Raw genomic sequence first — 18440 nt, 5'->3', positions numbered from 1 at the left:
GAGCTGAGGGTGCCCCACTCGAAGTACGGCATCACGGGCTGACCTAGGAGACCGATGTCCCTGCGCACCACCACACCTGCCGTCGGCTACGTCGAGGACGTCGCACCGGGTCGCGGGAGTCTCCCGCCACGTGCCCGGTACGCCTCCGACGCGGCCTCCGTCTCCCTCAACGGCGACTGGCGCTTCCGTCTGTCGCCGGGCGCCGACACCGAGGACGAGTCCTTCGCCGGGCCCGGGTACGACGCCACGGGCTGGGCGGAGATCGCCGTCCCCGGCCACTGGGTCCTCCAGGGCCACGGGGCCCCCGTCTACACCAACCACCTCTACCCCTTCCCGGTGGACCCGCCGCGCGTCCCCACCGAGAACCCCACCGGCGACCACCTGCGCCACTTCGACCTCCCCGGGGACTGGCCGCGGACCGGCGGGGCGGTCCTGCGCTTCGACGGTGTCGAGTCCTGTGCGCGGGTCTGGCTGAACGGCACGGAGCTCGGCGAGTTCAAGGGATCCCGCCTGCCCCACGAGTTCGAGGTCGGGGGGCTGCTGGAGCCGGCCGGCAACGTGCTCGCGGTACGGGTCCACCAGTGGTCGGCGGGCTCGTACCTGGAGGACCAGGACCAGTGGTGGCTGCCGGGCATCTTCCGCGACGTCACCCTGCTGCACCGCCCGGAGCACGCCGCGCGCGACGTCTTCGTGCACGCCTCCTACGACCACGTCACCGGCGAGGGCACCCTGCGCGTCGACTCCGACGTGCCCGGCCGGGTCACCGTCGCGGAACTGTCCGTCGACGTCGCCGCCGGCGAGCCGGTCACGGTCGCCGTGGAGCCCTGGACGGCGGAGACCCCGCGTCTGTACGACGGCGTGCTGGCGACCGGGGGCGAGCGGGTCCGGCTGCGGATCGGGTTCCGTACGGTGTCGGTCGAGGGCGGCCTGATCAAGGTCAACGGAAGCCCGGTCCTCTTCAAGGGCGTCAACCGGCACGAGTGGCACCCCGAGCGCGGGCGGGCCCTCGACGTCGAGACCATGCGCGCGGACGTGCTGCTGATGAAGCGGCACAACGTCAACGCGGTCCGCACCTCCCACTACCCGCCGCACCCCGCCTTCCTCGACCTGTGCGACGAGTACGGCCTGTGGGTGATGGACGAGTGCGACCTGGAAACCCACGGATTCACCGAGCAGTCCTGGCGCGACAACCCCGTCGACGACGACCGCTGGACCCCCGCCCTGCTCGACCGGGCGGCCCGGATGGTCGAGCGGGACAAGAACCACCCGTCGGTCCTCGTCTGGTCCCTCGGCAACGAGGCCGGCACCGGACGCGGGCTGACCGCCATGGCCGAGTGGATCCACGCCCGCGACGGCTCCCGCCTCGTGCACTACGAGGGCGACGTCGACTGCCGTGACACCGACATGTACTCACGGATGTACGCCCGCCACGCCGAGGTCGAGAAGATCGGCCGCCGCCTGGACGGCGGTACGCACAAGCGCCGCCGGCTGCCGTTCATCCTGTGCGAGTACGGCCACGCGATGGGCAACGGCCCCGGCGGACTCGCGGACTACCAGCGGATCTTCGCGTCCTACGAGCGGCTCCAGGGCGGCTTCGTGTGGGAGTGGATCGACCACGGCGTGGCCCACCCCGAGCTGGGCTTCGCCTACGGCGGTGACTTCGGCGAGGAACTGCACGACGGCAACTTCGTGTGCGACGGGCTGGTCTTCCCGGACCGGACGCCGTCGCCGGGCCTGTCCGACTTCAAGAAGGTCATCGAGCCGGTCCGGATCGAGGGGGACGGCCCGACCGGCGCGGTGCGGGTCACCAACGCCCACGACTTCGCCGACCTGTCCGCGCTCGCCTTCGAGTGGTCCTGGCAGGTGGAGGGCGAGACGGTGGACTCCGGCCCGCTGTCCGTCCCGCCGCTCACCCCGGGCGAGTCGGCCGACGTGAAGCTCCCGGCGCCGCCCGAGGCTCCCGCCGGCGCGGAGACGCAGTGGACGGTACGGGCGCTGCTCGCGCGCGACACGCCGTGGGCCGAGCGTGGCCATGTGGTCGCCTGGGCCCAGCTGCCGCTCAGGAAGCGGGAGAACGCCGCCCTGCGGGCCGGCGCCGCGCCCGTCGCCGAGGGGCCGCTCGTCCGCCTCGGACCGGGCGTCTTCGACGCCCGCACGGGCGCGCTGAGGAGCATCGGTGGCGTCGAGGTGACATCACCGCGCCTCGACGTCTGGCGCGCCCCCACCGACAACGACGAGGGCGCCCCCTGGCAGCCCGACGCCCGGTACGGGCCGCTGTGGCGAAAGCTCGGCCTGCACCGGATGCGGCACCGGCTGGACGGCGTCGAGTGGGAGCGGGACGCGTTGACGGTACGGACCCGGGTGGCGCCCGCGGCGGCGGAGGTCGCCCTGCGGACGGTGTACCGCTGGACGGCCGACGGCACCCGGTTGCGGCTGTCGGTCTCGGTGACGCCGGAGGGCGACTGGCGGCTGCCGCTGCCGCGGCTCGGTGTCCGCCTCGGCCTGGCCTCGGCGGACCACGTCACATGGTTCGGCGGCGGCCCCGGCGAGGCGTACCCCGACACCGGATCGGCCTCGATGCTGGGCCGCTGGCACGCGACGGTCGACGCGCTGCAGACCCCCTACGTCCGCCCGCAGGAGAACGGCGCCCGCGCCGACGTCCGCTGGGCGGAACTGGGCGGTCTGCGCATCGAGGGCGAGCCCGCGTTCTGGTTCACCGCCCGGCGCTGGAGCACCGAGGAGCTGGACGCGGCCAGGCACCTGACGGATCTCACGCCGGGCGGGACGGTGTGGGTCAACCTGGACCACGGCCAGATGGGCATCGGCTCCCAGTCCTGCGGACCCGGCGTCCTGCCCCGGTACCAGCTGCACGCGGTCCCCAGCACGTTCGCCTTCGTCTTCACGGAGACGGGCTGAGGGCCGCGCCGCGGCCGGCTTTCAGTGGTCGGCGCAGCAGGGGGTCGGGTCCGGCACCTCGAAGGGCGTGAGCGTCCCCCCTGCCGCGGGCTGGACGGCGAGCACCAGCTCACCGTCCAGCCACTGCGGGCGTACGTGGTCCCGGGTGACGACGGCGGTCTGCGCGGACGGCGGCTCCGTCGTGCCGAGCACGGTGACACGGGCGATCGCGGAGCGGGACAGCAGCTCCGCGACCGACACCGTGCCGGTGAGGCCGGCCGCGCCCGGGTAGAGCACGGCGCGGCCCACCTCGTCGGGCGCGCCCTCGGACACCTCGTAGCCCGCCTCCGTCAGCTGTCGGCGGGCCGACAGCAGGGCCTTCCCCGACTCCACCGCGAGGGACAGCGCGACCCGGGGCCGCTCGTCCCTGACGAGGTGCGTGCAGCCGAACGTGCCCTCGGGGAGGTCGAGTTCGGCCGCCAGCGCCTGGAGGAGGTGGTCGGCCCCGCGCAGGTCCCTCAGACCCGCGTCGACGGTGAGGACGTACGGGGTCACGAGGGCAGGACCCACACCGGGTTGGAGTAGAACCACAGGTCCAGCCACGGGTCGGCGTCACCGACGACGTCGAGCGCCGGACCCGCCGGGTCCACGGCCGCGCCCCTCGCGCCGACGGCGCCACGGTTGCCGTCGGTGCCGCGCAGCCGGACGTAGACGGGGCGGTCGACCCGGCCGAGGTCGTAGGTGAGGCGGACGGTGCCGCTGGACCTGTTGACCTCGTACGACTTGACGACCTTGGCGGTGGGCGCGGTGAAGGTGTCCTTGTCGGAGACCTCGCCGGTCACGTCGCCCTGGATGACGTCGACGCGGGCCAGACTCGGGAGGAAGCCCGCCCAGTTGGGGCCGCCGGCGAGTGCCACGTCCACGGTGAGCGTGACCTTCGTGCCCTTGCGCACGTGCAGGGCGCCGCCGAGGGTGGCCCAGCGGCTGCCGCCGGAGACCCGGACGTCGAGACCGCTGATCAGCTGGCCGTGGTCGACCCAGATGCGGCCCGCGCGGATGCCGTCCATGACGGCGGCGTAGGAGAAGCCGTCGGCGCCGACGTGGGTGCGGCTGTAGTAGCCGGGCCAGTAGTCGCCCTGGCTGACGTCGATCTTCCCGGCGTAGACCGGGTCGTCGTAGCGGCCGTTGGCGTTGAAGTCGCCGCCGCCGCGCGCCGCGGTGTCGGCGTAGACCTGGTGGGAGTCGGAGTTGGCGGTGATCCACCAGGGCTTGCCCTCGGCGAGCAGGCTGTCCCACAGTCCGCCGACGGTGGCGGTCATCCAGTCGAAGCCGCCCCAGGTGCGGTAGCTCTCCAGCGGGTAGCCCGCGAAGGAGTCGGCGCTCGGGTTGTTGTCGTAGATGCCACGGGCCCGGCCCATGCCGAGCGGCGCGGGGAGGCCGGCGGCCTGGTGGCCGGGGGCGCCCTCGAAGCCGACGGCGATCTGGTGGCTCGCCGGGCTCGCGTCGCGCCAGGCGCGGATCTCGTGCGGGGAGTCGACACCGCGCCGTGCCGGGTGGTTGGCGAGCATCAGCGCGTCCTGGACCTTGCGCCGCTTGACCTGGTCGGAGAGGAAGGCGAGGCCCGCGACGGCCAGCGCCTCGTTGGCGGGCGAGTTGCCGGAGGCGTTCTTGACGCTGCCGTCGTAGTCGGTCTCGAACTGCTTGAGGACGGAGACCTCGTTGCGGCCGGGGTGGACGAAGACCGTGCCGTGCTCGGCGGCCGGGATGTTCCACTCCAGGCCCTGGAAGACGAGGGTGTCCTCGTAGGCGGCGCGGGCCTGCTGGATGTCGGGGTTGACCTTCTCGACACCGATCTTGGCGTGGGTGGCGCTGCCGTGGTCGGTGATGACCAGCCAGTCCATGCCGTGCTTGGCGCCCTGGCGGACCTGGTCCACGACACGGTACTTGCCGTCGCTGCTGTACTGGGTGTGGATGTGGTGGTCACCGGCGAGCCACAGGAAGCCCTTGCCGTGGCGGTTGCCGGGGGCGGCGGCCGCGGGCGCGGCGCCCGTCGCGGCGGCGGCGCCCGACAGCACGCTGCCGGCGGCCAGGCCCGCGCCCAGCAGTCCCGCGCGGCGCAGCAGCGAGCGGCGGGAGCTCTGCTCGGGGGTCAGTGCGTCGTCGGGCACGGAGGTGTCGAACGCGGCCGGCAGAGCCGCGTGCTCGTGGCCGTGGTCGTGGTCGTGTCCGTGGTGGTGATGCCCGGGCCCGTGGCTGTGCCCCATGATGCGCCTCCTGGATCAGCGGCGCCCCTGCGCCGTGTTGAGGAGAATCGAGGCAGCAGATGAACTTTCCACGACCCCCGCGTGTTCCCCGGGCGTCATAGGAACGGCCGCTCGACCCCACCCGCACCGTTCCCCTCAACTGCCCCTTTCCACAACGGCATTTACGGCCGATTCCAGGTGCCTCCCCCTCCGTAGTGGCACTAGGCACTAACCTAAAGGCCCTAGGTTCTGAAGGGAGGTGCCGCATGGCCAGAGCCGGACTCACCGTCGACCGCCTGGTCGCGGCCGCCGCCGATCTCGCCGACGAGGCCGGCCTCGACCACGTCACGCTCTCGGCGCTGGCCCGGCGCTTCGGCGTCAAGGACGCGAGCCTCTACTCGCACGTCCGCAACCTCCAGGACCTGCGCACCCGTCTGGCCCTGCTGGCGGGCGGCGAGCTGATCGACCGCATCGCGCAGGCGGTGGCGGGACGGGCCGGCAAGGACGCGCTGGCCGCCTTCGCCGGCGCCTACCGGGAGTACGCGCTGGCCCACCCCGGCCGGTACGCCGCCACCCAGATCCGCGTCGACCAGGACCTTCTCGCCGACACCCCCGCCATGCGGCGCACCGCCGACATCACCTACGGCATGCTGCGCGCCTACGGCCTGGATGAGCCCGATCTCACCGACGCCGTGCGCCTGTTGCGCAGCAGTTTCCACGGGTTCTGCGCGCTGGAGGCCGCCGGCGCCTTCGGTGCGCCGCGCGAGGTGCAGGCGTCGTGGGAACGGGCCGTCGAGGCGCTGCACATCGCCCTCGCGCACTGGCCCGCGCGCCCCGCCGCCTGACTCCCGGGCGCGACGGGCCGGTCAGCGGCTGAGCGCCTGCACGTCGTCGTACGTCGGTACCGGACCACGGGGCGCCCGGCCCTCCCGCACCTCCGTCAGGGCCTGAAGGGCAGCTCCCAGCGCCCGCCGGTAGAGCAGCGAACCGAGGCTGACGCGACGGACGCCGAGGTCGGCGAGGTGGCTGAGGGCGGGGCCGGAGGGCGAGTAGAGGATGTTGAGCGGGACGTCCAGGCGCTCGACGAGTGCGGCGATCCCGGCGGGGTCGGTGAGTCCGGGCACGAACACCCCGTCGGCGCCCGCCTCCTGGTAGGCGTCGAGGCGGGCGAGGGTCTCCGTGCGCCGGTGGCCGCCGTCCAGCCAGTACGTGTCGGTGCGGGCGTTGACGAAGAGCCCGGGGGCGGCCGACTTCACCGCGGCGATCTTCGCCGCGTGTCGCGCGACCGGTCCGAGACCGTCCTCCAGATTGATGCCGACGGCACCGACGGCAGCCAGCTGCCGCGCGAACTCCCCCACCGCGTCGGGATCCTCACTGAACCCGGCCTCCGCGTCGACGGAGAGCAGGAACGGCCCGCTGCCCAGCGTGAGGGCCGTGCGCAGCGTCTCGTTTCGGGTGCCGGCCGCCCCGTCGGGCAGCCCCGCCGCCGCCGCGACCCCGAGGCTGGTCGTGCCGATCGCCGCGAAGCCCCGGGCCGCGAGCGCCCGGGCCGAGGCGTGGTCCCAGGCGTTGGGCAGCAGCAGCGGCTCGGCGCGGTGGTGGAGGGCGGCGAAGGGTGTCATGACCGTCATGACCGCACCGTAGGCGCGGATCGCTTCGGCCTCGGCCGAAGTGTCGGTGTCTGGCCGGCCGAGGCCCGGCTCACCCGGCGGTCACCGTCCACAGCGGCGGCGCGGACCGCTCGGCGGAGCGCGTGAACCGGAAGCGTGCGGTGGATCCGGTGGCCCACCGTACGCGCAGTTCGTAGGTGTCGCGCACGTCCACCGTGACCAGGTGCGCCAGCGGGTCCGGATCCGTGTCCCCGGTCAGGCGGGCGAGCGCGACGAACAAGCCGTGCGGGCCGGTGACCGTGCCGGTGAGGGTGTCGTCGAGTCCGACGGCGGGGACGAGGTCGGCGCGCAGGCCGTCCGCCGCCGCCCACCCGGTGACCCGGACCGGGGTCCCGACCGCCGCCCCCGCCACCAGGTGCGCGCGCACCTCCACCGCGCCGTCCGCGGCCACCAGGCTCGTGACGCGCACCCCGTCCCGGACGGTGTGCCGGGAGGCCGCCCAGCCCTCCCCCACCCCCAGCGGCACGATCCGCGTCCGCCCCGCGTCACCCCCGACGATCACGCTGTTGTCGTACGCCGCGGAGGGCCGCGTCACGGTCGAGTAGGCGAGCCGGGTGTAGTAGGGGTCGTAGCGCGCGTCCTCGCTGCCGTGGTTGTGGAGCCGCACCACGCCGTCCCCGCGCGTGGACTGCACCAGCCAGTTGGGCGGGCCGAGGGGCGTGACGGCGTCGGCACGCTCCGCCGGACCGGGTTCCTCGGCCGCCGTCCACACCTCGTGCCCGGCCGGCAGGAGCAGCCCGACGAAGCCCTTGCTCGCCCAGTAGGGCGAGGCGGGTCCGGAGTACGCCTGGAGCGGCGCCCGGTCGGGGCCGTGCCAGCCCAGGGTCAGCACTCCGTGCTCGTCCACCGCTTTCCGGTCCAGGAAGTGGCGCAGGGCGCCCGACGCCAGCCGCCGTGTCTGTCCGGGCGGCAGCGGGGTGTGGCCGGTGAGCGCGCCCAGCCACAGCGGAGCCGCGGCCGCGAAGCGGTAGGTGAGGGAGCGGCCCTGGTGCATCGGGGCGCCGTCGGCCCCGAACAGGCGGGCCTGGTCGGCGAGATACCGGCGCAGGCGGCCGCCGTACCGGTCCAGCAGTTCGCCGTCGCCGGCGAGCCAGGCGTGCAGAACCGGGTAGAGGTGCAGTGCCCAGCCGTTGTAGTGGTCGAACTTGCGCCCGTCCCCGTCGGTGTACCAGCCGTCGCCGAGGTACCACCGCTCGATGCGCTCCAGCCCGCGGTCGACCGCCGCGCGGGCCGCCTCCGTCTCGTGGCCGATGTCCTCCAGGAACCCGCCGACGGTCACGGGGAACAGTTCCCAGTTGTTCGGCCAGGGCCGCGCCACGAGCGCGTCGGCGAGCCAGTCGGCCGCCCGCTGGCGGACGGCGTCGTCGAGCCGGTCCCACAGCAGTGCGCGGGTCAGGCGCAGTCCGAGGGCGACGGACGCCGCCTCGACCAGGGGCTGGCTGCGGTCCTGGACACGCGGCCAGACGCCGCGGACGCCGGTGGCAAGGCCGTCCGCGTAGCGCTCCAGGGCGGTGCCGTCCTGGCGGAAGGCGGCCAGCAGCAGCGTCCGGGCGTAGCCCTCCAGGCCGTCCGAGAGCCTGCCGGACGAACTGGTGCGGTCGCCGGGCAGGTGGTACAGGGCGCGGTCGGCGGTGGCGTAGGGCTCGACGGCGGCGAGCAGGGCGTCGGCGGCGGCCTCCCAGTGGGCACGCGTGTAGCCGGTGTACGGGCTCCGGGCGCGGTCGTCCGGGGGCAGTTCCATCGACGGGCTCCCTTCCTGCCGGGCCGGGTGCGTCCCGGCCCTCCTGGTCGTCCCCATGGTGGGCCCGACCGGAAACGGCGCTCGTCGACCAGGGCCTGTCCGGCGGATCATGCCGGAATCGCGGTGCGCTCACGTCTGCTGACGAGGGCACCGTTGCCCGGAGCCGGCCTGAGCCGCCGGACATGCCCTAGCGTCGGTGACATGACCGGCACCACCCCGCAAGCCCCCGTCCGCCTCGCCGAGGCCCTCGCCGCCGGGACGGTCGTGCTCGACGGCGGCCTGTCCAACCAGCTGGAGTCGGCCGGGCACGATCTCCGCGACGAGCTGTGGTCGGCGCGGCTGCTGGCCGAGCGGCCCGAGGCGATCACTGAGGCGCACCTCGCGTACTTCCTGGCGGGCGCGAGCGTGGCGATCACCGCCAGCTACCAGGCCACCTTCGAGGGGTTCGCGAGGCGCGGCGTCGGTCGTGACCGGGTGGCCGAACTGCTGCGGCTCAGCGTGACGTCGGCGCGCGAGGCGGCGGCGCGGGCGACGGAGCGGGGCGTCGCGGGGCCGCTGTGGGTGGCGGCCTCGGTCGGGCCGTACGGGGCGATGCGGGCGGACGGTTCGGAGTACCGGGGCCGTTACGGGCTGACGGTGGCCGAGCTGGAACGTTTCCACCGCCCCCGGATGGAGGCCCTGGCCGCCGCCGGTCCCGACGTGCTGGCTCTGGAAACGGTCCCGGACGCCGACGAGGCGACGGCCCTGCTGCGGGCGGTGCGCGGGCTGGGCGTGCCGGCCTGGCTGTCGTACACCGTGGCCGGGGACCGCACGCGCGCGGGCGAGCCGCTCGCGGAGGCCTTCGCGCGGGCCGCCGACGTGGACGAGGTGATCGCGGTGGGGGTGAACTGCTGCGCGCCGCAGGACGTCGACGCCGCCGTCGCGCTCGCGGCCCGGGTGACCGGCAGACCGGTGGTGGCGTATCCCAACAGCGGCGAGGTCTGGAACCCCGAGGCACGCGCCTGGACCGGCGGCGCCACCTTCACACCGGAGCGGGTCGCGCACTGGCGGGCCGCCGGGGCCCGTCTGATCGGCGGATGCTGCCGGGTCGGCCCCGACACGATCCGCTCCGTCGCACGGACCCTGGCGGACTGAGCGGCGCGCCGGTCGTCAGCGGCGCCGCGCGCCGCTCGTACGGCGCAGGAGCCGGACGACGGACCGCAGCTCCGCGTTGCGGTCGGCCGCGCCGTCCGGCGCCAGGGCGGGCTCCGTGTCCCGGCCGCCGGTGTCGGCGGTCCACAGCGCGAGTTCCCGGTCGCGCGGCCCGTGCACGGTGTACGGCTCCCTGACCGGCCCCCGCTCCCCGGGCTCCTCGTCCCGCTCCCCCGGCTCGCCTCGCTGCCCCGGGCCCGTCCGCCCCGGCGTCTCGTCCCGCTCCCCCGGCTCGTACTCGCCGAAGATCCGCACCGGGTGCGAGTCGTCCCACGGCTCCCAGCCCGGGTTCCCGTCGGCCGCGAACCGCACCCAGGCCGAGTGCATCGCGTCGGCGAGCTCCGTCGGCGCGCCCCAGCCCGCCAGCTGGGCCGACTCGGGGGCCTCCCCGGTGTCGAAGACGAATCCGAGCTCCAGTGCGTGGCAGGCGCCGAGCCCGGGCCGCAGCGAGGGCCAGGCGAACTCGTAGACGTACGCCGAGCCGGGACGGGCGTCGGCGAGCCGGTGCAGCGGCCGGCGCAACAGGTGGTCGGTCACCAGCTGGCCGACGATCTCGGCGGCGCCGGCCTCGGGGTGCAGGGCGCGATAGCCGCGCGGCACCTCGTGGCCGCAGCGGCAGCGGGCCATCGCGCCGGCCAGGGCGAAGGCGCCGAGCCGGTCGATCCGCTCCACCAGGCCGCCCGGCACGAGCCAGAGCCGGTACTCGTCGCGGGTCCAGCCCATCATCAGGTCGGCGCCCGACGCGACGTCCCCGTCGATCAGCGCCTGCAAAGGATCGCGGGGTACGAGGTCGCCGTCGACGACGATCCCGAAGGCCGGTCCGCCCACCACCGGGCTGCTGAGCCGGCCGACCTCGACCTGGGTGCGCAGCAGCGGTTCGGGGTCGACGGCGGCGAAGGCCTCGGCGGTCGCGGGCACCTTCAGCCGGGCCGCCATGCGGCGCACCATCCGCCGTACCTTGTCGCGCTCGGCGACCTCCGGGGGCCCGCTCTGCAGGACCGCCCGCCGGAACAGGCCCTGCGCCTGCGGTGCGGCGATCAGGGCGCCGACGCTGATCGCCCCGGCCGACTGCCCCGCCAGGGTCACCCTGCCGGGGTCGCCGCCGAATGCCCCGATCGACTCCGCCACCCAGCGCAGGGCGGCGAGCTGGTCGCGCAGCCCCGCGTTGGCGGGCGTGTCCGGGAACAGGCCGTATCCCTCCACGCCCAGCCGGTAGTTGACGGAGACGAAGACGACGCCGTCGCGCGCGAAGGAGCGCCCGTCGTACACGGGGACGCAGGACGATCCCCTGGTCAGGGCACCGCCGTGCAACCACACGAGCACCGGGAGGCGGGCTCCCGGGGCGGGTTCGGGCGTCCAGACGTTGAGGTTGAGGCAGTCGTCCCCGGGGACGACCGGGTCGCACAGGTATGCGGCGAACGCCTCCGAGTACGGCGGCTTCGGCGGGGTGGGACCGAAGGCGCCGGCGTCGCGCACGCCGTCCCAGGGCTCCGGCGGCACGGGGGGCCGGAACCGGTTTCGGCCGAAGGGGGGCGCCGCGTACGGGATTCCGCGGAAGACGGCCACGCCCTGCTCGTGACGGCCGCGCACGGCCCCGTACGGCGTCCTGACCACGGGGCCCGTCACCGCTGCCGACGTCATCCGCTCACCCGCCCTTCACCGTGCCCGTGCACCGCTCAGGTCAGATCATCACATCGCCGGGACGCGTTCCGGCGCACGCGCGGGGAGTCCGGTCCCCGGGTGGGCCGTTCGGCGTACGTCCCGCGCCCGGGCCGGACAGGGCGGGCCCGCGGCCGGGCATCCGCGAGGGCGAAGGGGGCGTGCCGGGCCGTCGATTGCTCCCGCACCGGGAGCGGACCTACGGTGGAGGCACCGTCAGAAACCCACGCCACGCCTCGCTCCGCTCCCTTGCGCCCCTGGAGGGTCATGCCCAGCGCCTCGCCGCCCACGGCGGTGTTCGCCATGGATCCGGTGCACCTCCCGCTGCTCTTCCCCCCTCCGCTGCTCGCGCGGCTGCGACAGGCCGCGGACGTCGATCCGGCGCTCGTCGTGCGGGACTTCACCGACCCCGGCGTCACCCGGGCGCTGTCCCGCGCCGAGGTGCTGATCACCGGCTGGGGCTGCCCGCACCTGGACGAGGACGTGCTCGGCGCGGCGCCGGGCCTGCGCGCGGTCCTGCACGCCGCCGGGTCCGTGCGCGCCCTCGTCGGGGAGGCGCTGTGGAGGCGAGGTGTCGCCGTCTCCAGCGCGGTCACCGGCAACGCCGTGCCGGTGGCGGAGTACACGCTCGCGATGATCCTGCTGGCCGGCAAGGACGTCTTCGCCCACCGGGAGCGCTTCCGCGCCACCCACGCGCGCCCGGACGCCGCGCGGACGGCGACGACGGGGAACCTGGGCCGCCGCGTCGGGGTCGTCGGCGCCTCCCGCGTGGGCCGCAGACTGCTCGAACTGCTGCGTCCGTACGACGTCGAGGTCCTGCTCCACGACCCCTACGTGGACGCCGCCGGCGCCGCCGCGCTCGGGGCCCGCCCGGTGACGCTGGAAGCCCTCCTGGCGGGCAGCGACGTCGTCACCCTGCACGCTCCCGACCTCCCCGAGACCCACCACATGCTGAACCGGGAGCGCCTCGCCCTGATCCGGGACGGCGGCGTCCTCGTCAACACCGCACGCGGCGCCCTCGTCGACCACGCCGCCCTCACCGACGAACTGGTCGCGGGGCGCCTCAGCGCGATCCTGGACGTCACCGAACCGGAGCCGCTCCCGCCGGACTCCCCGCTCTACACCCTCCCCAACGTCTTCCTCACCCCGCACGTCGCCGGTGCCCTCGGCAACGAACTGGAACGTCTCGGCCAGGTCGTCGTGGAGGAGCTGGAGCGCCTGGCGATCGGCCGGCCCCTGGTCCACCAGGTGCGCCACGCCGACCTGACACGGCTGGCCTGAAACCTTCCGGCTCTCCCGCCGATCAGGGGAACAGCCCGGCCGCCCAGCCGATGCCGCCCCGCAGATGGGCGCGGAAGTCCGGGTCCGCGTAGGCCTCACGGGCGTGTCCGAGCGCCGTGTAGAAGACGCGGCCGGCGCCTTGCCCGCGGCACCAGACCAGCGGATGGTCCTCGCCCATCCCGCCGCCCTCGTACGAGGTCTCGTCGGCGGACACCAGGACGCGCGCGACGCCGCGGGGGCTGGTGCGGAAGTCGTACCACTCGTCGGTGAAGTCCCAGGCGGCGGGCAGATGCCGGGTCGCCGGGTGGTCGTGGTCCTCGACCAGTGCCCGGCCCGGCTGGTGGGCGGGGTGGCGGGCGAAACGGGCGCCGAGCAGCTCGCCGTAGTACGGCCAGTCCTCCTCGGTGCAGGCCGCCGCGTGCACGCCGGCGAAGCCGCCGCCCGCCTCGACGTACGCGACCAGCCGCTCGCGTCCGGCCGGGGTGAGCACCTCGCCGCTGGTGGAGAGGAAGAGAACCGCCGCGTACCCGTCGAGCGGGGCCTCCAGGGCCGCGGGGTCCTCGGTGTGCTCGACGTCGAACGGCCCGAGCGCGGCCACCGCGGCGACGGCGTCCGCAAGGGAGTCGTGGCGGTAGGCGGTGGTGCGGGTGAAGACGAGCAGCCGGGCTGCCGGGGGACGCGCGGTGGGCGACATGCCGCCCATGGTGCCGCACAGGTGTTCCCCGCGGGCGCGCGGGTTGCGTAGCCTCGGCGGCGATGAACACGATTCCCGCACACCTCGACCACCTCGTCCTCGCAACCCCGGATCTGGCGGCCACGGTCGCGGAGTTCACCCGGCGCACCGGTGTGACACCGGCGGCCGGCGGCTCCCACGTCGGTCGCGGCACGCGCAACCACCTGGTCGGTCTGGGCGGAACCGGATACCTGGAGATCATCGGCCCGGATCCCGAGCAGACCCGGCCCGCGGGCGTCGCACCCTTCGGCGTGGGGGAACTCCCCGCGCCCCGCACGCTGACCTGGGCGATCAGCCCGCCGGACCTGGACGCCGCGGTGGCCGCGGCACGGGAGCGGGGCTACGACCCCGGCACCCCGCGGGCGATGAGCCGCCGCACCCCCGGCGGCACCCTGCTGCGCTGGCGCCTGACCGACGGCCCGGCCGCGCACCCCTCCGGCCTGGTCCCCTTCCTGATCGACTGGGGTGCCACACGCCATCCCTCGGCGACCGGACTCCCCGTCACCCCGCTGTTGTCCCTGACGGCGACGGCCCCCGACCCCGGCGAGATCCGCCCCCTCCTGGCGGCCCTGGACACCGAACTGCCCCTCGAGGAAGGCCCGGTGGGGCTGACGTTCACGGTGGACACGCCGAAGGGGCCGGTGCGGTTCGACTGAGCGGCCGCCGCGGTTCCTCGCGCCCGCTGTCCGTTTCCTTCAAGACCCGTGCCCCCCGGCCCTCCTACCGTGGGCGGCATGACTCCACGATTCGATGCCATCGGCCTGGTCGTCTCCGACATGGCCGCCTCCGTCGCCTTCTACCGCCGCCTCGGATTCGCGTTCCCGCAGGGGTCGGAGGAGCAGCCGCACGCGGAGGCCGGACTGCCCGGCGGGCTGCGGCTGCTGCTGGACACGGAGGAGAGCGTGCGGTCCTTCCACCCCGGATGGCAGCCCCCCACCGGGGGCGGCCGCGCCTCGCTGGCGCTGCTGTGCGACGGACCCGCCGAGGTCGACGCGGTGTACGAGGAGATCGTGGGCGCGGGCCACCGCGGCGAGCTCAAGCCGTGGGACGCCTTCTGGGGCCAGCGCTACGCCGTCGTGAACGACCCCGACGGCAACGGCGTCGACCTGTTCGCCCCGCTGCCGTCAGCCGCCGCCGAATAGCTCGCCCGGGGTGGTGCCCGTCAGGTCCCTGACCTCCCGCGCCAGATGCGGCTGGTCCGCGTAACCGGCCGCCACGGCGGTCTGCGCGAGCGGCAGTCCGCCCCGCGCGAGGGTCAGGGCCCGTTGCAGGCGCAGCACGCGGGCGAGCGTCTTCGGGCCGTATCCGAAGGCGGTCAGCGCACGGCGGTGCAACTGGCGGGCGCCGATGCCGAGTTCGTCGGCGGTCTCGGCGACCGGGCGGCCCGCGTCCAGCGCCGTGACGATCCGCCGCAGCAGCGGGTCCGGCGGACCGGCGTCCGCCGCGAGGGCCAGCGCCGCCTCCTCCAGGCCGCGCGCGGGGTCCGCGGCCGCCGCGACGCGCGCGGTGAGCCGGCGTACCCGTGCGTCCGGCCAGAGGTCGCGCAGTTCGACGCGCCGGTCGCGGACCTCGTGCGCGGGCAGGCCCAGGAAGGTGGGCGCCGTGCCGGGGAAGAAGCGGACGCCCGCCCAGGCGCCGCCGTGGCCGTCCGTGCGGTGCGCGCGCGTGTCCGGGCCCGCGACCAGCAGGCGACCGTCGTGCCACAGCAGGTCCATGCAGCCGTCGGGCAGCACCCGCCCCACGCCGGACGCGGCGGACGGGGTGTTCGTCCACACCACCGCACCGGCCAGCCTCGACGCCCGCTCCGCGTACACGGGGCAAGGCTACGCCGCTCGGGCCGGGCTCACCCCGCTACCGCGCGACCCCCACCCCTGTCGCGCGTCCCCGCGTCCGGTGCTCCTGGGGGCTCACCCCGTACACCCGCTTGAACGCGTTGGACAGGGCGAAGGCACTGCCGTAGCCGATGCGGCGGGCTATCGCCTCCAGGGTGTCCTCGCTGTCGCGCAGGCGGTCGGCGGCGAGGGCGAGGCGCCGGCCGGTGAGGTACGTCATCGGCGGCTCGCCCACCAGCTCGGTGAAGCGGCGGGCGAGCGCGGCCCGGGACACCCCGGCCTCGGCGGCGAGGGCCGCCACCGTCCACGGCCGGGCCGGATCGTCCTGGAGACGGCGCAGCACACCTCCGACGACGGGGTCGGCCTGCGCCCGGTACCAGGCCGGCGCGGCGGCCTCGGGGCGGGAGAACCAGGTTCGCAGCGCGGCGATCACCAACAGGTCCAGCAACCGGTCCAGGACGACCACCTGCCCCGGCTCGTCCCGGACGACCTCCTCCATCAGGAGCGGGGTGAGCGGACAGCTCCAGACCTCCGAGGTCAGCGACAGCAGCGGAGGCAGGGCGTCGAGGAGCCGCCCGCTGATCTCGCCCCGGTGGAGGTAGGTGCCGATCAGCATCACCGCGGCGCCGTCGGGGCGGTCGCCCCAGGTGCGCACGCCCAGGTCCATCCGGCCGCCGAGCGGTCCGCCGTGAGGGTAGTGGCACTCGCCGCCCGGCAGGATCACCGCCCGCGGCGCCGTCGCGGGGTCGTCGCCGCAGGTGTAGGGCTCGGGGCCGCGCGCGACGGCGAGGTCGCCCGCCCGCAGCCGGATCGGCTCGCCGCTGTCCGGGACGATCCAGGCGTCACCGCGCACCATGAGCATCACGGTCAGCGGCGCCCGGTCCTCGACCCGCACGGCCCAGGGCGGATCGAAGCAGGCCCGGATCATGAAGGCGCCACGGGCGCGAGGGCCTTCCAGCAGGCCTGCCAGTGGGTCCATGGCGTCAGCGTAGACGCGCGCGCAGCGGAATGAGCCGTTCAGTGATGGGCCCGGGAAGGGGTGCGGCAGTTCACTGGAGACATGACACAGAAATCGGGCATGACGGTGGTGGTGACCGGGGCGTCCGGTCGTACGGGCGGCCGGGTCGCGCGGGCCGCGCGGGCGGCGGGGCTGGAGGTACGGGCGGCCTCGCGCGCCCAGGGCTTCGACTGGGCGGACCGCGCGACGTGGGCGCCCACGCTGCGGGGCGCGGACGCGGCCTACCTCGTCCACCCCGGCGACGTCGGCTCCCCGGCGGCCACCCGCGGGGTCGGACTGCTCGCGCACGAGGCGGTCGCCCTCGGCGTGCGGCGGCTGGTGCTGCTGTCGGCGCGGGGCGAGGTGCAGGCGCGGCCCACCGAGGAGGCGCTGCGGGAGTCGGGGGCGGACTGGACGGTCGTGCGTTCCGCGTGGTTCATGCAGAACTTCAGCGAGGGGCCGCTGGTGGAGGAGCTGCGGCTGGGCGGGGAGCTGGTGTTTCCGGGCGGCGCGGTACGGGAGCCGTTCGTCGATCTGCGGGACGTCGCGGACGTGGTGGTGGCCGCGCTGACGACGGGCGACCGGTACGTGGGGCTGGGCATCGACGTGACCGGGCCCCGGCTGCTGACCTTCGGCGAGGCGGTCGCCGAGGTCGCGAAGGCGGCCGGGCGCGAGCTGACGTACCGGCCGGTGCCGGCGGAGGAGTACGGCGCGCGGCTGGCCGGCTTCGGGGAGCCGCCGGAGGTGGTGGAGCTGCTCGTCGACGTGTTCGAGACCCTCCTGGACGGCCGCAACGCCCATCTCTCGGACGGTGTCCGGCAGGTGCTGGGCCGCGAGCCGCGGGACTTCACGGCGTTCGCGACCGAGGCGGCCGCGGCGGGAACCTGGACGCCCTGAGCGCCGGGCGCACCCGGGCCCGCCTCACTGCTCCCGGGGCGGCTCCGCCCCGTTCTCCCCGGTCGTCTTCCGCGCGGAGTTCTGCGAGGGCGGCCCGGAGGAGTTCTGCGACGCGTGGTGCGAGCTCTTCACCTGTGTGCGCAGCCGTGCCGTCACGTCCTCAGGCGGCAGGAAGCGGGACCAGCGCTCGGGGAACTCGGACGGCATGTCGGGGTCGTCCGGATCGGGGTCGGCCCCGCGGGCCGCGGCGGCGCGGGCGACGTACTCGGCGACCTGCGCCTCCCGCAGGCGCTCGTTGGCGGCACGGGCGGCGGCCGTCGCGGCGGCCGGCCAGACCCGGTCGATCGCCGCGTTGACGGCGGCGCCGACGAGCACGGCGAAGGCGGACACACCGATCCACAGCAGTACGGCCACGGCGGCCGCCAGCGAACCGTAGATCGTCGCGCCCTCGATGGTGTTGGCCAGGTAGATCCGCAGCAGGAAGCTGCCGAGCACCCACATGGCGAGGGCGACCAGGGCACCGGGCACGTCCTCCACCCAGGGGGAGCGCACCGGGACGGAGACGTGGTAGAGCGTGGTCAGGAAGATGATCGACAGGACCATCACCACGGGCCAGTACAGGACCTGCACCACCGTCGTCGACCACGGCACGATCCGCACCACCGCGTCGGGTCCCGCGACCATCAGCGGCAGCGCCACCGAGCCGATCAGCAGGGCCGCGATGAACAGCAGGAACGCCACCAGCCGGGTCTTCACGATCCCCCGGACGCCGTCGAGCCCGTACATCACGGTGATCGTGTCGATGAAGACGTTCACCGCCCGGGACCCCGACCACAGCGCGAAGAGGAAGCCTATGGAGATGACGTCCGGGCGCCCGCCCTGCATCACGTCGTCCAGGATCGGCCGGGCGATCTGGTTGACGCCCTTGTCGGACAGGACCGTGCGGGAGGCCTCCAGGAGGTTGGTCTCCAGGCTGGAGATGGTGTCGGTGCCGGTCCAGTCGTCGACGTAGCCGAGCAGGCCGATCAGGCTGAGCAGCAGCGGCGGGACCGACAGCAGGGTGAAGAACGCCGCTTCGGCGGCCAGGCCGAGGATGCGGTACTCGATGCAGGAGTTGACGGTGTCCTTCAGCAGCAGCCAGGCGGTCCTGCGCTTGGAGACGTTCCGGTACAGGGCACGCGCACGGTGGAGGCGACCGGAGGGTTCGGGGATGTCACTTGCTGGCTGCACGAGCCAAAGGTATCCGCCGCACCGGGCCCGGTTCACCCTGGTCGGACGGAGGCCCGCGGCGGCCACGATCC

Annotated in this window: 16 protein-coding genes; 7 read left to right on the top strand and 9 right to left on the bottom strand. The window is 74.7% G+C overall.

The annotated features are described in order from the left end of the window. Positions 1-54 precede the first annotated feature (54 nt). On the top strand, positions 55-2916 hold the full coding sequence (locus ACZ7LV_RS12030; RefSeq protein ID WP_471938365.1) for a glycoside hydrolase family 2 TIM barrel-domain containing protein: 2862 nt from the start codon (positions 55-57) through the stop codon (positions 2914-2916). Positions 2917-2937: 21 nt separating this feature from the next. Here ACZ7LV_RS12030 and ACZ7LV_RS12025 read toward each other — a convergent pair whose 3' ends face one another. Further along, positions 2938-3450 carry a hypothetical protein gene (locus tag ACZ7LV_RS12025; RefSeq protein ID WP_471938363.1) on the bottom strand — a complete coding sequence of 171 codons (513 nt, stop codon included), beginning with the start codon at positions 3448-3450 and terminating at the stop codon, positions 2938-2940. Continuing rightward, entirely contained in the window at positions 3447-5159 is a 1713-nt protein-coding gene (locus tag ACZ7LV_RS12020; protein WP_471938361.1) for a PHP domain-containing protein, read from the bottom strand. The genes ACZ7LV_RS12025 and ACZ7LV_RS12020 overlap by 4 nt, the downstream gene beginning before the upstream one ends. Positions 5160-5404: 245 nt before the next feature. Between ACZ7LV_RS12020 and ACZ7LV_RS12015 the strand changes: the two genes are divergently transcribed. After that, positions 5405-5983, top strand: coding sequence for a TetR/AcrR family transcriptional regulator (locus ACZ7LV_RS12015; protein ID WP_471938359.1), 579 nt, complete (start codon positions 5405-5407; stop codon positions 5981-5983). Positions 5984-6004: 21 nt separating this feature from the next. On the opposite strand, the gene ACZ7LV_RS12010 is transcribed toward ACZ7LV_RS12015, so the two are convergent. Both ACZ7LV_RS12010 and ACZ7LV_RS12005 read right to left on the bottom strand, forming a co-directional pair. Further along, a complete protein-coding gene (locus ACZ7LV_RS12010; RefSeq protein ID WP_471939186.1) occupies positions 6005-6760 on the bottom strand; it encodes an isocitrate lyase/PEP mutase family protein in 756 nt (251 codons plus the stop codon). A 79-nt stretch (positions 6761-6839) separates the two neighbouring features. Then, a complete protein-coding gene (locus ACZ7LV_RS12005; protein ID WP_471938357.1) occupies positions 6840-8549 on the bottom strand; it encodes a DUF2264 domain-containing protein in 1710 nt (569 codons plus the stop codon). A gap of 201 nt (positions 8550-8750) precedes the next feature. Here ACZ7LV_RS12005 and mmuM point away from each other — a divergent pair, with 201 nt between their 5' ends. Then, a complete protein-coding gene (gene mmuM / locus ACZ7LV_RS12000; protein ID WP_471938355.1) occupies positions 8751-9683 on the top strand; it encodes a homocysteine S-methyltransferase in 933 nt (310 codons plus the stop codon). A gap of 15 nt (positions 9684-9698) precedes the next feature. On the opposite strand, the gene ACZ7LV_RS11995 is transcribed toward mmuM, so the two are convergent. Beyond that, entirely contained in the window at positions 9699-11381 is a 1683-nt protein-coding gene (locus ACZ7LV_RS11995; protein ID WP_471938353.1) for a carboxylesterase/lipase family protein, read from the bottom strand. Between the two features lie 285 nt (positions 11382-11666). On the opposite strand from ACZ7LV_RS11995, the gene ACZ7LV_RS11990 reads away from it, so the two are divergent. Beyond that, entirely contained in the window at positions 11667-12680 is a 1014-nt protein-coding gene (locus tag ACZ7LV_RS11990) for a hydroxyacid dehydrogenase (RefSeq protein WP_471938351.1), read from the top strand. Positions 12681-12702: 22 nt separating this feature from the next. Here ACZ7LV_RS11990 and ACZ7LV_RS11985 read toward each other — a convergent pair whose 3' ends face one another. Next, positions 12703-13374 carry a ThuA domain-containing protein gene (locus ACZ7LV_RS11985; protein WP_471938349.1) on the bottom strand — a complete coding sequence of 224 codons (672 nt, stop codon included), beginning with the start codon at positions 13372-13374 and terminating at the stop codon, positions 12703-12705. Between the two features lie 62 nt (positions 13375-13436). On the opposite strand from ACZ7LV_RS11985, the gene ACZ7LV_RS11980 reads away from it, so the two are divergent. Then, positions 13437-14069 carry a VOC family protein gene (locus tag ACZ7LV_RS11980; protein WP_471938347.1) on the top strand — a complete coding sequence of 211 codons (633 nt, stop codon included), beginning with the start codon at positions 13437-13439 and terminating at the stop codon, positions 14067-14069. A 78-nt stretch (positions 14070-14147) separates the two neighbouring features. Then, on the top strand, positions 14148-14555 hold the full coding sequence (locus ACZ7LV_RS11975; protein WP_471938345.1) for a VOC family protein: 408 nt from the start codon (positions 14148-14150) through the stop codon (positions 14553-14555). Here ACZ7LV_RS11975 and ACZ7LV_RS11970 read toward each other — a convergent pair. Together ACZ7LV_RS11970 and ACZ7LV_RS11965 are read right to left on the bottom strand one after the other, a co-directional pair. After that, complete coding sequence (locus tag ACZ7LV_RS11970; protein WP_471938343.1) at positions 14538-15227, bottom strand: helix-turn-helix domain-containing protein; 690 nt, start codon at positions 15225-15227, stop codon at positions 14538-14540. The genes ACZ7LV_RS11975 and ACZ7LV_RS11970 overlap by 18 nt on opposite strands. Before the next feature lie 37 nt (positions 15228-15264). Then, on the bottom strand, positions 15265-16224 hold the full coding sequence (locus tag ACZ7LV_RS11965; protein ID WP_471938341.1) for an AraC family transcriptional regulator: 960 nt from the start codon (positions 16222-16224) through the stop codon (positions 15265-15267). 81 nt (positions 16225-16305) lie between these two features. Here ACZ7LV_RS11965 and ACZ7LV_RS11960 point away from each other — a divergent pair, with 81 nt between their 5' ends. Further along, on the top strand, positions 16306-17139 hold the full coding sequence (locus ACZ7LV_RS11960) for an NAD(P)H-binding protein (protein WP_471938339.1): 834 nt from the start codon (positions 16306-16308) through the stop codon (positions 17137-17139). Positions 17140-17163: 24 nt separating this feature from the next. On the opposite strand, the gene ACZ7LV_RS11955 is transcribed toward ACZ7LV_RS11960, so the two are convergent. Further along, entirely contained in the window at positions 17164-18369 is a 1206-nt protein-coding gene (locus tag ACZ7LV_RS11955; protein WP_471938337.1) for a YihY/virulence factor BrkB family protein, read from the bottom strand. Positions 18370-18440 lie beyond the last annotated feature (71 nt).

This window comes from Streptomyces sp. NPDC107562 (assembly GCF_055657325.1).
Note: the sequence above shows the minus strand (reverse complement) of the source record. Positions and strands in the feature narration are given on the sequence as shown.

What these genes read in the sequence shown, in the direction of transcription:
- ACZ7LV_RS12030 (WP_471938365.1), top strand. Translation starts at nt 55, where the DNA reads ATGTCCCTGCGCACCACCACACCTGCCGTCGGCTACGTCGAGGACGTC.
- ACZ7LV_RS12020 (WP_471938361.1), bottom strand. Translation starts at nt 5,159, where the DNA reads ATGGGGCACAGCCACGGGCCCGGGCATCACCACCACGGACACGACCAC.
- ACZ7LV_RS12015 (WP_471938359.1), top strand. Translation starts at nt 5,405, where the DNA reads ATGGCCAGAGCCGGACTCACCGTCGACCGCCTGGTCGCGGCCGCCGCC.
- ACZ7LV_RS12010 (WP_471939186.1), bottom strand. Translation starts at nt 6,760, where the DNA reads ATGACACCCTTCGCCGCCCTCCACCACCGCGCCGAGCCGCTGCTGCTG.
- ACZ7LV_RS12005 (WP_471938357.1), bottom strand. Translation starts at nt 8,549, where the DNA reads ATGGAACTGCCCCCGGACGACCGCGCCCGGAGCCCGTACACCGGCTAC.
- mmuM (WP_471938355.1), top strand. Translation starts at nt 8,751, where the DNA reads ATGACCGGCACCACCCCGCAAGCCCCCGTCCGCCTCGCCGAGGCCCTC.
- ACZ7LV_RS11995 (WP_471938353.1), bottom strand. Translation starts at nt 11,381, where the DNA reads ATGACGTCGGCAGCGGTGACGGGCCCCGTGGTCAGGACGCCGTACGGG.
- ACZ7LV_RS11990 (WP_471938351.1), top strand. Translation starts at nt 11,667, where the DNA reads ATGCCCAGCGCCTCGCCGCCCACGGCGGTGTTCGCCATGGATCCGGTG.
- ACZ7LV_RS11985 (WP_471938349.1), bottom strand. Translation starts at nt 13,374, where the DNA reads ATGTCGCCCACCGCGCGTCCCCCGGCAGCCCGGCTGCTCGTCTTCACC.
- ACZ7LV_RS11980 (WP_471938347.1), top strand. Translation starts at nt 13,437, where the DNA reads ATGAACACGATTCCCGCACACCTCGACCACCTCGTCCTCGCAACCCCG.
- ACZ7LV_RS11975 (WP_471938345.1), top strand. Translation starts at nt 14,148, where the DNA reads ATGACTCCACGATTCGATGCCATCGGCCTGGTCGTCTCCGACATGGCC.
- ACZ7LV_RS11965 (WP_471938341.1), bottom strand. Translation starts at nt 16,224, where the DNA reads ATGGACCCACTGGCAGGCCTGCTGGAAGGCCCTCGCGCCCGTGGCGCC.
- ACZ7LV_RS11960 (WP_471938339.1), top strand. Translation starts at nt 16,306, where the DNA reads ATGACACAGAAATCGGGCATGACGGTGGTGGTGACCGGGGCGTCCGGT.